General features: G+C 30.8%; 13 protein-coding genes and 1 other annotated feature. Of the genes, 7 read left to right on the plus strand and 6 right to left on the minus strand.

All coding sequences use genetic code 11. From position 1 onward, the window contains the following. Nucleotides 1-11 precede the first annotated feature (11 nt). On the plus strand, nucleotides 12-659 hold the full coding sequence (locus ACTQYZ_RS00430; RefSeq protein ID WP_441415808.1) for a lactate utilization protein: 648 nt from the start codon (nucleotides 12-14) through the stop codon (nucleotides 657-659). Nucleotides 660-681: 22 nt separating this feature from the next. On the opposite strand, the gene ACTQYZ_RS00435 is transcribed toward ACTQYZ_RS00430, so the two are convergent. From ACTQYZ_RS00435 to ACTQYZ_RS00460, 6 genes are all read right to left on the minus strand, one after another. Further along, nucleotides 682-1599 carry an immunoglobulin-like domain-containing protein gene (locus ACTQYZ_RS00435; protein WP_441415809.1) on the minus strand — a complete coding sequence of 306 codons (918 nt, stop codon included), beginning with the start codon at nucleotides 1597-1599 and terminating at the stop codon, nucleotides 682-684. Nucleotides 1600-1666: 67 nt separating this feature from the next. Further along, the gene (locus ACTQYZ_RS00440) at nucleotides 1667-2596 is read right to left on the minus strand and encodes an RluA family pseudouridine synthase (protein ID WP_441021358.1); all 930 of its coding nucleotides are present in this window, start codon (nucleotides 2594-2596) and stop codon (nucleotides 1667-1669) included. 2 nt (nucleotides 2597-2598) lie between these two features. Continuing rightward, nucleotides 2599-3471, minus strand: a complete 873-nt coding sequence (locus ACTQYZ_RS00445) for a YitT family protein (RefSeq protein ID WP_441415810.1) — start codon at nucleotides 3469-3471, stop codon at nucleotides 2599-2601. A gap of 25 nt (nucleotides 3472-3496) precedes the next feature. Next, nucleotides 3497-5224, minus strand: coding sequence for a pyruvate kinase (gene pyk, locus ACTQYZ_RS00450; protein WP_441415811.1), 1728 nt, complete (start codon nucleotides 5222-5224; stop codon nucleotides 3497-3499). Between the two features lie 40 nt (nucleotides 5225-5264). Continuing rightward, complete coding sequence (gene pfkA / locus ACTQYZ_RS00455; RefSeq protein WP_441021354.1) at nucleotides 5265-6224, minus strand: 6-phosphofructokinase; 960 nt, start codon at nucleotides 6222-6224, stop codon at nucleotides 5265-5267. A gap of 126 nt (nucleotides 6225-6350) precedes the next feature. After that, nucleotides 6351-7892, minus strand: a complete 1542-nt coding sequence (locus ACTQYZ_RS00460) for a clostripain-related cysteine peptidase (protein WP_441415812.1) — start codon at nucleotides 7890-7892, stop codon at nucleotides 6351-6353. A 194-nt stretch (nucleotides 7893-8086) separates the two neighbouring features. Here ACTQYZ_RS00460 and ACTQYZ_RS00465 point away from each other — a divergent pair, with 194 nt between their 5' ends. The 6 genes from ACTQYZ_RS00465 (at nucleotide 8087) to leuB (ending at nucleotide 14138) form a co-directional block, all read left to right on the plus strand. Then, the gene (locus ACTQYZ_RS00465) at nucleotides 8087-8785 is read left to right on the plus strand and encodes a gamma-glutamyl-gamma-aminobutyrate hydrolase family protein (protein ID WP_441021351.1); all 699 of its coding nucleotides are present in this window, start codon (nucleotides 8087-8089) and stop codon (nucleotides 8783-8785) included. 10 nt (nucleotides 8786-8795) lie between these two features. Next, on the plus strand, nucleotides 8796-9044 hold the full coding sequence (locus ACTQYZ_RS00470; RefSeq protein WP_138268004.1) for a TM1266 family iron-only hydrogenase system putative regulator: 249 nt from the start codon (nucleotides 8796-8798) through the stop codon (nucleotides 9042-9044). 210 nt (nucleotides 9045-9254) lie between these two features. Continuing rightward, nucleotides 9255-9511: a binding site (T-box leader), on the plus strand. A 96-nt stretch (nucleotides 9512-9607) separates the two neighbouring features. After that, the gene (gene leuA, locus ACTQYZ_RS00475) at nucleotides 9608-11269 is read left to right on the plus strand and encodes a 2-isopropylmalate synthase (protein WP_441021349.1); all 1662 of its coding nucleotides are present in this window, start codon (nucleotides 9608-9610) and stop codon (nucleotides 11267-11269) included. A 22-nt stretch (nucleotides 11270-11291) separates the two neighbouring features. Then, nucleotides 11292-12572 carry a 3-isopropylmalate dehydratase large subunit gene (gene leuC, locus ACTQYZ_RS00480; RefSeq protein WP_441021347.1) on the plus strand — a complete coding sequence of 427 codons (1281 nt, stop codon included), beginning with the start codon at nucleotides 11292-11294 and terminating at the stop codon, nucleotides 12570-12572. Next, nucleotides 12572-13066, plus strand: coding sequence for a 3-isopropylmalate dehydratase small subunit (gene leuD / locus ACTQYZ_RS00485; protein WP_441021346.1), 495 nt, complete (start codon nucleotides 12572-12574; stop codon nucleotides 13064-13066). The genes leuC and leuD overlap by 1 nt, the downstream gene beginning before the upstream one ends. Before the next feature lies 1 nt (nucleotide 13067). Then, nucleotides 13068-14138 (plus strand): 3-isopropylmalate dehydrogenase, encoded by a 1071-nt coding sequence (gene leuB / locus ACTQYZ_RS00490; RefSeq protein WP_441021345.1) that lies wholly within the window; start codon nucleotides 13068-13070, stop codon nucleotides 14136-14138. Nucleotides 14139-14145: the final 7 nt, after the last annotated feature.

The raw sequence follows: 14145 nt of genomic DNA on the forward strand, positions 1-14145 counted from the left end.
GAGATAAAAAAATGGATTATATCGGCAGCATAAAGAAAATTAATGAAAAGAAAATTTTAACAACAATTAAAGCTTTAAAGAAAAACAATATTGATGCAAGATTATTTGATAGTAAAGATGAACTTTTAAATGCAGTTAAAGAACTTATTCCTGAAGGATCAACAACTGCAATGGGCGGAAGCTATACTATCAAACAAGTGGAAGGCTTAAGCGAACTTATTCAAAGTTATGACTTTAAAGACAGAAAGAAGGAAGCTAACTCAAAAGAAGAAGCAAGAAAAATTGCAATGGAAGCAAATTTTGTTGACTACTATTTTATGAGCTCCAATGCAATAACTGTTAACGGTGAATTATATAACGTTGACGGAACAGGAAACAGAGTTTCAGCTTTAATTTACGGACCTGAACATGTAATAATTATAGCGAGTCCTAATAAAATCGTATCAAGTGTAGATGCTGCAATCGACAGAGTAAAAGAACAAACAGGTCCAATGAACTGTGAAAGACTTGATATGAAGACTCCTTGCAGAGAACTTGGAAGATGTGCTAACTGTAAGAGTGATGACAAAATATGTATTTTTTATACTTTGACTGGATATCAAAAAAATAAAGACAGAATTAAAGTATTTTTCTTAAATGATGATAATTTAGGATTATAAAAAAGACCCTAACGGGTCTTTTTTAATTTGTGTATTTTTCATCTACTTCCTGCCAACTTTCTCCGGCATAAGAAAAATCAATATCTTTATATTTCATAAAACTTTTTAAAGTTAATTTATTATCATCTTTTATTAAAACCATTTTAGCAAATTTATAATCAGGACTTTCTCCTTCCTGCCAATTTGAAGCATTATAACTTAAAACAAGAGTTATTTTATTTCCGTTTACATCTATACTGCTTACAAATCCGTTATAATTTGATAATTCACCTTTCACGCTAACAGAATATTTAGCTCTTCCGTAGTTATTAAAAAAGCTTAAAATCAAATCTTCTTCTTTATTTAACCATTTACCGCTAATTGAAGAAATATCTTCATAAGGTAAATATGGATTTACAACTGATACCAAAATTTCTTTTTCTGCGGTGTTTTTACTGCTGTCTTTTGCTGTAACAGTAATCTTATATTGTCCTAATTTTTTTGTATTAACTTCTCCACTTACATCAATATCATTTATCCTCTCATCAACATTATCATACACACTAACCAAATTTTTTATATTAAATTCACTGCCATAAGCAACACTTAACACATCTTCGGTTTTTATATCAGGAGGAGTAGTATCAACTACATTAAAAGATACTTCAACTTTTTCCTTTTTGCTTTCACCGTTTTTTCTTATGTAATATGTAATTGTTGTTTTTCCTGTTTTATTTAGCGTTATCTTTTCACTCTTTGCACTAACAATATAGTTTTTATAATCATCACCTAATTTTACAAGAGATAAAGTATCTATATTCTCCCCTGCTTCAATATCCTTATTTATAGGTAATAATTTATCTGATTTAAAAACATTCGATGCAAAAGCAATAAATAAAAATAAAAGAAATACAACAAAAAAAATGATAAAAATTATCTTCCTTTTTCTACTTATATACATATAATCACTCCAATAAATATCATAATTTAACAAATAAAATTATAAAATATAATTTTAAAATAAATTATCAAAATTTATCTGTTTTTTCCAATAAACTTATAACTTTTTCAAGATCTTTTGGAAGAGGAGAATTAAATTGTTTTTTTTCTTTAATTATATCTTTATATTTTTCATCATAATTTATTGTTACTTTATAACAATGTAAAAACTGTCTGTTTAAAGTTATATTTGAATCTGTTTTTTTATTATCATCATATTTTCTATCCCCTAATACACTATATCCTAAAGCATTAAGCTGAGATCTTATTTGATGACTTTTCCCTGTAATAAGTTTTACTTCAAGTAAAGTATAATCCTTATATTTTTTCTTTATTTTAAAAAAGGAGCTTACTTCAAATGCACCGTTTATTTTTTCTTTATTTAAAATTAATTTGTTTTGTTTTCTATCTTTTATTCCATAAAGAGTTACTTTACCTTCATTTTTAAATTCACCATAAACCAAAGTTAAATATCTTTTATCAATTAAATTTTTCTTTGATATTTCATTTAATAACATTAAACTTCTTCTGTTTTTACCTGCAATTACTATACCACTTGTATTAAGATCAAGCCTCGTTATTATTCCGGTAGTATTTGTATTCAAATAGCTTTTAAGCATACTTACAACATCAGCTTTATTGCTTCCGTTTCCTTGAGATAAAATACCTGCCGGTTTATTTACAATAATAATATTTTCATCTTCATAAATAATATCTAGTCTATTTGTATTTACGGCTTTTACTTTTTTTTCTATTTTAAAATGTTCTTCATTTATATAAAACTGAATTTTATCAAGCTTTTTAGTTCTATAACTTCCTTGTTCTTTTTTACCGTTTACCTTGATATTTTTCTTTCTTAAAAGTTTTTGAATTTCAACTTTAGACAGGTTTGTCACTTTAGTAACAAACCTGTCCAGTCTCATATCTTTATATTCATCATTTATAATTATTTCTTTCATGGTTATTCCACTGTTACACCCTTAAATCCTTCACCAAGAACCTCACTAACCTCTGCTAGAATAACAAAAGCATCTTTATCTATATCAGTAACAAGTTCTCTTAAAGCTGCAACTTCCATTCTGCTTACAACACAAAAGACAATATCTTTATCTTCATTCGTAAATCCACCTTTTGCCTTTAAGAAAGTAACGCCTCTGTCAAGATTTTGAAAAATTGCATTTTTAATATCTTCAGGATATGAAGTAAAAATATAAAATGCCTTTGTATAGCTTGAACCTTCCTGAATAAAGTCTATAACTTTTGTTGCAACATAAATATTTATTGCAGAATAAAGCATGATTTCAAAATTTTTAAATGCAATACCGGCAATTAATATTACAATACCATCTATTATTAAAATTAAATTACCTAAAGATATCTGGGTAAGTTTTCTATGAATAAGTAAGGCTAGAAGTTCAGTTCCACCTGTAGTCCCTTTAAACTTAAACAATACGCCTGCCCCAAAACCAAAAACTATTCCTCCGAATACAGATGCTAAAAATAAATCATTTGTAAAATTAAATCTTCCCGTCATTAAATCTATAAAAAACGAGAAAACAAATGTACCATACAATGTCTTTAAAAAATTTATAACACCCATATCCTTATATAAAATAATAAACAAAGGAATACACATAACAAAAGAAGAGACACCAACCGGTGCCCCTGTAAAAGAATATAGGACTGTAGCCAAACCTGAAAACCCACCCGGTGCTATATTATTTGGAATACAAAATGCTGCAAAAGCAAAAGACATTATAATACATGCAATTGTAACAAAAAACATATCCACAAAAAATTTCATTATATTACCGTTTTCTAAATAAGTCTTCATGTTACGCCCCTATAAGATTATTTAATTATTTTGTTTTATATAGAATACCTCTTGTAGCATCAAGAGTAACTTTATCGTTATCTTCAAATCCCTCAAAAGATTCTACTCCAACCAAAACAGGAATACCTGCTGTTCTTAATTCCATTGCTAATTCATTTAACAATGCCTTTTCTGTATAAACAACTCCGCCTGCTTTTTCTAATAAAGGTTTAGCTTCTTTTGAGCATTTAGTAAGAGCTAAGATTTCACCTTCTTTAAAATCTTTTAAATCATCACTATACATTCTGATATTGCTTCTTACTCTACCGCTGATTAAACCAGCCCCTTTAAGAACATGTTCTCCAACTGTTTCAATTCTGATTGAGTTTGTTGTACCTTTCACACCAAGAGGGATACCAGCTGTAATAACAACAATATCACCATCTTTTACATGCATATGTTCTTTTGCACTGTTAATTACTTCTTTATATAAAAGTTCTACATCTGAGAATACATCAATTTTATAAGCATCAACACCCCATACTAGAGATAGTCTTCTTTGTACGTATTCTTTATCTGTATAAGCAACTATATCACAGTTTGGTCTATGTTTAGAAATTCTTCTTGCTGTATAACCAGAACTTGTAGGTGTTAAAATTGCTTTTGCATTAAGAGAATCTGCAATTTGTACTGTTGATAAACTTACAGCACTTGTCATACTCTTATCATTTACATATTTACTTCTTGTTCTAAAGTCACTTGCTAATTTGCTTTCTGCAGATTCTGCAATAATACCCATTGTTTGAACTGCTTCAATAGGATATTTACCGGCAGCAGTTTCTCCTGAAAGCATAATTGCGTCAGTACCGTCAAAAATAGCATTAAATACGTCTGTAACTTCGGCTCTTGTAGCTCTTGGGTTGTTTATCATGCTATCAAGCATTTGTGTAGCTGTAATAACAGGTTTACCAACATAGTTACATTTTTTAATGATATCTTTTTGTACGATTGGTACTTCTTCTGCTGGAATTTCTACCCCAAGGTCACCTCTGGCAACCATGATTCCATCACTGGCTTCGATAATTTCATCAATATTGTCAACACCTTGTCTGTTTTCAATTTTAGAAATAATATGAATATCTTCTCCACCATTGTTATTTAAAACTTCTCTTATTGCAAAAACATCTTCTTTGCTTCTAATAAAAGATGCTGCAACGAAGTCAATATCGTTTTTAATACCAAATAATAAGTCATTTGTATCTTTTTCAGTAAGAGCTGGAAGTTTAATATTTACTCCAGGAATATTTATACTTTTATGATTTTTTACAGGGCCACCGTTATCTACTCTTAAAACAACGTCGCTTCCTTTAATTTCTCTAACAGTTAGTTTAATTAAACCGTCATCGATTAAAACTACATCACCTTTTTTTAGTTCTTCTGCTAAATGATCATATGTTGTAGCACAACCATGTTCATCTCCAAGTTCATCACCAACATAAAGAGTGAACATGCTTCCTTCTTTTAAAAATACTCCACCGTCTTTAAATTTCTTTGTTCTAATTTCAGGACCTTTTGTATCTAATAAGATAGCAATTGGTTGATTTAATTTTTCTCTGATTTCTTTTATTGTGTCTATTCTTGCTTGATGTTCTTCATAATCCCCATGTGAAAAGTTAAGTCTTGCAACATTCATACCTGATGCAATTAAATGTGTAAGAATTTTTTTATCTTCACTTGCAGGACCTATTGTACATACTATTTTTGTTTTCTTCATAATTTTATGCCCATCTCCTAATCATAAACTTATTTTTATATTATATTGCTAACATTTCAGCAATTCTTTTTGCTTCTTCATCAATTACATATGGCATAGCCAATGCTTCTTCAATTTCCATATCTAAAAATCTTCCATGTTGATAACACATACATCTGTTTGTTTTTCCATCTCTTAAACATTCAACAGCTAAAGCACCCATTTTACTTGCAAGCATTCTGTCAAATGCAGTTGGAGAACCACCTCTTTGTATGTATCCTAAGTTAGTTCCTCTTGTTGTTACACCAGAGTATTTTTCAATAACATCACAGAATTCTTCGTAATGTCCAACTCCTTCGGCAAGAATAACAAGTCCATAATATTTTCCAAGGCTAAAGCCTTCTTTTATTTTTTCACAAACAACATCTAAGTTTAATTCTTTTTCAGGAATTAAAATTGCTTCAGCTCCTGCTGCAATACCTGCATAAAGAGCAATAAAACCACTGTTTCTTCCCATTACTTCAACAACATTTACTCTGTTGTGAGAAGAAGATGTATCTCTGATTTTATTGATTGCGTCAACTGCAGTATTTACTGCTGTATCGAATCCTATAGAATATTCAGTACATGAAATATCATTATCAATTGTTCCAGGAATTCCGATAACGTTAATTCCTGCTCTGCTTAATTTTTGAGCACCTCTGTAAGAACCGTCCCCACCAATAACAACTAAACCTTCAATACCATGTTTGTTTAGTGTATTAACAGCTCTTTTTAAGCCTTCATCTGTTTTCATTTCTAAACATCTTGCAGAACGAAGGAAGGTTCCACCTCTTTGAATTTTATCTGATACAGAATAAGCATCAAGTTTTTCAATGTTATCATCCATTAAACCTTGATAACCTTGTTGTACACCATAAACTTCAAATCCATAATATATTCCTGCTCTAACAACAGCTCTAATAGCTGCGTTCATACCGGGAGCATCCCCGCCACTTGTTAAAACTGCTATTTTTTTCAATTTTTTCTCTCCTTTTTTATATGAATTATTAAAAAATTTCTAGGTTCACGTTTTATATTATACTATATTATGAAAAAAAACATTATACTTTTTTTACAAAAAAATGAAAAAATTTTCATATTTTGATTACATTTGTAATAATTTGATGTTTTCTGTGACTTTAAGCGCATTTCTACGCAGAATCTTCACATCCCCTCTCCTTAAAAGTTCGTAATTTATTATACATATTTTGTCTCCAAAAGCTATATCAATTAACTTTTTTTCAGAAATATTTAAGTTACCTCTACCCATGACAATGCCTAAAATATCTACCTTATTATTATACACATTATATTCAAATCTGATACTTGCTTCCTTACCGTTATATATTATAGGAGCAGCATAAATTTCATTCATACCCACAGAGTTAATTTTATAACAAGAAAGCATATATCCATTAAAATAGAATGGAGAATTGTCACTTTTTTGACCATATTTTGTTATCTCATATATTATATTTTTATTTTGCACCCTTTTAACTTTTAAAATATCTTTATATTTTTTCATATCACGGCTTAAAGCATATTTCTTTAAAAAAGCACAATAAGAACTATTTGTGTTAAGCGTTTCGTATAATATAAGTTCATTTAACGTCTTACTATTATAATCTAAAGGAAAGAAAATTGATACCCCGCAAGCATCATTATTTATAAATCCTTTCCTATTATATATAACAACATCATCTACCAGTCTTTCAAGCTTTATATAATCACTTTCTTTAAATATATTTTTTAAAAGAGAAAGGAAATCAACCATGTTACTGAACCCTTCTTCTTTTGTTCTTCCTCCAAAAACTGTTCCTTTTAAAATATCTTCTTTTAGATTACTTACATCATATTCATTTATATTATTTTCAAGTAAAAAATTAAATTCATCATACAAAGCTTCAACCTTATCTAAATTTAATAAAGACATTGTTATTATCTTATCTTTATTTTTTCTTACGCTTTCTTTATAATAACTTTCAACAATTAATCTTCCTAGACTTTCTATATCTCTGTTTGATGATTTTTCAATAATATTTTTATAATTTAGTCCATAACCTAAAACAAATTCTTCACTTGCGACCATATACTTAGAGTAGTCTTTGATACTATATGCCGTTTCCAAAGAGCCCATTAAACACGCATCAAAAACAATCATATCTAGTTTTGTTTTATGATTTTCATATGAAGTTTTAAGTCCTTTTTTCAGTTCACTAAGCAAAAGCGTATCATTATCAAAATTTTCATCTTTACCAAATCCCGATATTGCTCCTCCTCCATGGTTCCAAAAAATCAGTATATTTTCATCACTTTTATAATGTCCCATTGAAAAATCAATGAACTCACTAAGTGTTTCACTGCTTCCCATACTTTTTTTAGATAGGTTCTTAATTAAATGAAGTTTTTTGTTTTTTATTTCAAATATTTGATTATTATTTTCATTTATTTTTTCATTATTCCAATTCTTTGTTCCACCTGTATATATTAAAACCTTGCTGCCTTTGGGGATTTCACTTTCACATATCTCTTTTAAATCACCGCTGGCAATTTTATCTTCGCTTTCCAAATCAGAACCATTCATATATATCATGAAAGTTCTATCAAATATTTCACACGAATAGTTTTCACAAAATAAATATATCAATGCTATAAAAATAAAGCAAAAAAATAATTTCTTTTTCATACCATTATTATTTAGTAAATGAATATAAATATGTAATTTTTATTATAAAAATAGAATTTTTATAATATGGAATTATTTTTTTATATATGATATTCTTTTATTATTAGCTAAAATAAAACAAATATTATAAAGCATTGACATAAAAAGGAGACAAAATGGAAAAACCAATAATCGGAATAGTACCGCTTTTTGACGAATACAAAGACAGCTATTGGATGCTTCCGGGATATATGTTAAGCATTGAAAAATGCGGTGGAATACCTATAATGTTACCTCTAACAACTAATAAGGAAAATATAAAAAAACTTACAAAATACTGTGATGGATTTCTATTTTCCGGTGGACACGATGTAAACCCTAATCTGTATAAAGAAGAAAAATCCAATAAATGCCATAATATATGCTATAAACGTGACGAAATGGAAACAATATTATTTGAAGAAATAATAAAAGAGGATAAACCTCTTCTTGCAATTTGCAGAGGAATACAAATAATAAACGTTCTTCTTGGAGGTAGTTTATATCAAGACTTACAAACACAAAAAGGATTAAACCACGTCCAAAAACCACCTTACGACATAAACTTTCATAAAGTGGATATAATAAAAGATACCCCTTTATATAATATTTTAAACTTAAATGAAATAGGCGTAAACAGTTATCATCACCAAGCAATAAAAGATTTGGCAGTTAATTTAAAACCTATGGCAGTTTCAAAAGACGGATTAATAGAAGGAGTATATTTAGAGGATAAAAAAGTTGTTTGGGGACTTCAGTGGCATCCTGAATTCAATTATGAAAAAGAAGAAACAAGCATAAAAATAATTAAAGAATTCATAAACAAATGTAAATAAAGGAGGAAGTATGAGAATAGCAGTAATAAGTCTGGTTCTAGATGAACCTAAAAAAGTACAAAAAGAAGTAAACGAGGTAATAAGCAGCTATAAAGATATTATAAGAGGAAGAATGGGAATACCATTAGACAGAGAAAATGTATCAATTATATCTATTGCCGTAATCGGCGAAGCTGATACAATAAATGCTTTTACGGGAAGACTTGGAAAAATCGACCACGTTCAAGTAAAAACATCTTTCTCAAAAAAAGAAATTTAAACACCTTTTAAGGTGTTTTTTTATTGTTTTACATTAATGAAAAATAAAATAATTCACATAAAATTTTCTATATATTTTCATAAATTCAACACCCTAAACGTTACAAATATAATAAATGTAAAATGCATCTAAAAATTAAAGAATTTTCTAAATATTATTGACAATTAACTTTTCATGTGATAGATTATTATCAATATGAACTTAATACCTTTAAACACAAAGAAGAGGAATAGTAAGTTTTTTAACAAGTCGCAGAGAGCTGTTGGTTGGTGTAAAACAGTACTTAACAAAAACCGAACTCGCCTCAGAGTGGTTTACTGAAATCTACGGAGAGTAAGTGGAAACGGGTGTCACCCGTTACAGTGACGAGATATCGGCACACTGCCCGTATCTTTAATGAGTGTATTCTTATTTACTAAAGAATAAATTAGAGTGGTACCGCGGAATTAGTAACTTTCGTCTCTTATTTGAGAACGGAAGTTTTTTTATACCAAATTCCAACTAAAAAGTGTGTTAAATTTTAAATAAGGTACGTTCATAAATAATTAAAGAGGTAAAAAAATATGAAAAATTTTGAAAAGTACAGACCATATCCGCCAATGAAAAAAACTGATAGAAAATGGCCGGATAAAGTTATTGAAAAAGCTCCAATATGGTGCAGCGTTGACTTAAGAGACGGGAACCAAGCTCTTGAAATTCCTATGAGCTTAGATGAAAAAATTGAATTTTATAACAAGCTTGTGGAAATAGGCTTTAAAGAAATCGAAGTAAGCTTCCCAGCTGCAAGCGATACAGAATTTGAATTTGTAAGAACATTAATAGAAAAAGGCATGATTCCCGATGATGTAAATATTCAAGTTCTTACACAATCAAGAGATGAAATAATAGAAAAAACATTTGCTTCCATAAAAGGTGCTAAAAGAGCAATAGTACATCTTTACAACTCTACTTCAGTTCTTCAAAGAGACGTAGTATTTAATGCAAGTAAAGAAGAAGTAACACAAATTGCCGTAAGAGGCGCTAAGAAATTCTTGGAAGAAATGAAAAAATATCCTGAAACAGATTTTACTTTTGAATATTCTCCTGAAAGCTATACAGGAACAGAAATGGATTATGCAGTTGAAATCTGTAATGCAGTAATAGATACATGGCATGGAAAAGTAAATAATAAAATTATAATAAATCTTCCATCAACTGTTGAAATGGCAACTGCCAATATTTATGCAGACCAAATAGAATATTGTTCAGAAAGACTTCATCACCGCGAAGACGTTATATTAAGTCTTCATGCTCACAACGACAGAGGAACGGGAGTTGCCGCAACAGAACTTGCTTTAATGGCAGGAGCAGACAGAGTTGAAGGAACACTTTTCGGAAACGGAGAAAGAACAGGTAACTGTGACATTATGGTTGTTGCAATGAATATGTTCTCTCAAGGAATAGACCCTAAACTTGACTTTTCAAAAATAAGAGAACTTGGGGATATGTACGAAAGACTTACAAGAATGGAAATAAACCCAAGACATCCTTACGTTGGTTCTTTAGTATTCACTGCATTCTCAGGCTCACACCAAGATGCAATAAGAAAAGGAATGAACAAAAGAGAAGAAAGAAAACAAACAATATGGGAAGTTCCTTATCTTCCAATCGACCCAAAAGACGTTGGAGGTACATACGACCCAATCGTACGTATCAATTCACAGTCTGGTAAAGGCGGGGTTGCATTCGTACTTGAACAAAATTATGGATTATATCTTCCTAAAGAATTCCAAAAAGATTTCAGCAAAGTTACAACAAAAGTATCAGATAAACATCATAGTGACCTTGCACCTGAAGTTATATTTGATATATTCAAAAAAGAATACATCAACAACGAAAATCCTATTAAACTTATAAAATATAAAGAAACAACTAAAGACCACGACGAAGAAGTTTCTATCAAAGCTATAATTGAATATAAAGGCGAAGAAAGAGAAATAAGCGGCGTTGGTAATGGTATTATAGATGCATTCACACATGCTCTTGAAAATGAATTTAACATTGAAATGGAAGTAACCGATTATAGAGAACACTCTATGGAATACGGTACAAACGCAAGAGCTATTTCATACATTCAAATTGAAGGACATAACCACAAAATGTACTACGGAGCCGGAGTATCAAGTAACATAACATTATCTTCATTCTATGCCGTAGTAAGTGTTGCAAATAAAATTGTTAAGTAGAAATTAAGGAGAGATATTTATTATGGGAATGACAATGACACAAAAAATCCTTGCAAAACACGCAGGACTAGACAGCGTTGTTGCAGGGCAATTAATTGAAGCAAAACTTGACATTGTAATGGGTAACGACATTACAACTGCAGTTGCTTTAAAAGAATTCAAAAAAACTGGCGCAAAGAAAGTATTTGATGAAAACAAAGTAGCAATCGTACTTGACCACTTCACACCAAACAAAGACATCAAAGCAGCTGAACAATGTAAAAGCTGTAGAAATTTTGCTTGGGATATGAATGTTAAAAACTTTTTTGATGTTGGGGATATGGGTATCGAACATGCACTTTTACCTGAAAAAGGAATAGTAGTTCCTGGAGAAGTTATAATCGGAGCAGACTCTCATACTTGTACATATGGAGCTCTTGGAGCTTTTTCAACAGGTGTTGGAAGTACAGACATGGCAATAGGTATGGCAACAGGTGAAGCATGGTTCAAAGTTCCTGAAGCAATTAAATTTGTACTAAAAAACAAACCTGCAAAATGGATAAGCGGTAAAGACATTATATTACATATTATTGGTAAAATCGGTGTTGACGGAGCTTTATACAAATCAATGGAATTTGTTGGAGATGGAATTAAGTATTTATCTATGGATGATAGATTCTCAATGGCTAATATGGCTATAGAAGCAGGTGCCAAAAATGGTATATTCCCTGTTGATGAAAAAACAATCAAATATGCAAAAGCACATTCAACAAAACCTTTTGAAGTATTTGAAGCTGATGAAGATGCTGAATATGAACAAGTTATTGAAATCGACTTAAGTAAGCTTAGACCTACAGTTTCTTACCCTCATCTTCCTGAAAATACAAAAACAGTAGATGAAGCAGCAGAAGAAAAAGTATATGTAGATCAAGCAGTTATCGGTTCTTGTACAAATGGAAGACTTGAAGATATTAAAATGGCTGCTGATATTTTAAGAGGCAGAAAAGTAAACAAAAAAGTAAGAGCAATAGTTATCCCTGCTACACAACAAATTTATCTTGACAGTATCAAACTTGGATATGTTGAAGATATAATAAAAGCAGGCGCAATTGTTTCTACTCCAACATGTGGGCCATGTCTTGGAGGACATATGGGTATCTTGGCTGCAGGAGAAAAAGCAATTTCAACAACAAACAGAAACTTCGTAGGAAGAATGGGACATGTAGACAGTGAAGTTTACTTATCAAGTCCAGCCGTTGCAGCAGCATCAGCAGTTGCCGGATATATTATTGACCCAGAAAAAGTAATGGAGGGAGATTTTTAATGGAAGCACAAGGAAAAGTATTCAAATACGGTGATAATGTAGATACAGACGTAATAATCCCTGCAAGATACTTAAATGTATCAAGCGGAGATGAACTTGCAAAATATTGTATGATTGATATAGACAAAGACTTTATAAATAAAATGAATAAGGGTGACATAATCGTTGCAACGAAAAACTTTGGTTGTGGTTCAAGTAGAGAACACGCTCCTCTTGCAATTAAATGCGCAGGGGTATCTTGTGTTATCGCATCAACATTTGCAAGAATCTTCTATCGTAACGCAATAAATATCGGCTTACCTATTCTTGAATGTGAAGAAGCAGCAAATGATATTAAAGTAGGCGATGAAGTAAAAGTTGATTTTAACACAGGTATTATTTCAAACTTAACAACAAACAAAGAATATAAGGCACAACCTTTCCCTGAATTCATGCAAAAAATCATGAAAGCAGGCGGACTTGTAGAATATACAAAGGAAAAGATCGGAGAATAATATGGAATTTAATTTGGCGGTAATAAAAGGTGACGGAATAGGTCCTGAGGTAACAGCTGAAGCTGTAAAAGTACTAAATAAAATAGGAGAAAAATATTCTCATACATTTAAACTTGCATATGTTAGAGCAGGCGGAGACGCAATCGACAATTGCGGTGAATGTTTACCAAAAGAAACAGTTCAACTATGCAAAAACTCTGACAGCGTTATTTTAGGTGCTGTTGGAGGTCCTAAATGGGATAATCTTCCAGGAGATCAAAGACCTGAAAAAGCATTACTTGGCATAAGAGAAGCCCTAGGATTATACGCAAATCTTAGACCTGCAATAATACATAAAGCTCTAAGCGATGCTTGCCCTATAAAGAAAGAAATTATAGGAGACAGCTTAGATATTATAGTTGTAAGAGAACTTACAGGCGGTATCTACTTTGGAGAAAGAGGATATAGAGAAGGTAAATACGGAAACGAAGCTTACGACACAGAAAGCTATTCAGAAATGGAAATAAGAAGAATAGGTAAAATTGCATTTGAAACAGCAATGGCAAGAAACAAAAAACTTGCAAGTATTGATAAAGCAAACGTACTTGAAAGCAGCAGACTTTGGAGAAAAATCATAACAGAAATGAGCAAAGATTATCCGGAAGTTGAAGTTACACATATGTATGTTGATAATGCAGCTATGCAGCTTGTAAGAAACCCTAAACAATTTGACGTTATTGTAACATCAAATATGTTCGGTGATATTTTATCAGATGAAGCAAGCCAAATTACAGGTTCTATTGGTATGCTTCCATCAGCAAGTCTTGGAGAAAATTCTTTCGGAATGTATGAACCAATTCACGGTTCTGCTCCTGATATTGCAGGTAAAAACATGGCTAACCCTATTGCAACAATTCTTTCAATGGCAATGATGCTTAGATATTCATTTAACCTTGAAGAAGAAGCAAGTGCAATCGAAAATGCCGTAACAAAGGTTCTTGATATGGGATATAGAACTCCTGATATAGTAAGTGAAGGAACAAAAGAAGTCGGCACAAGACAAATGGGAGATTTAATAACAGAGGCAATATAAAATAAAA

It is taken from the genome of Anaerofustis sp. LCP19S3_F7 (assembly GCF_052119445.1).
Classification (GTDB): domain Bacteria; phylum Bacillota; class Clostridia; order Eubacteriales; family Anaerofustaceae; genus Anaerofustis; species Anaerofustis butyriciformans.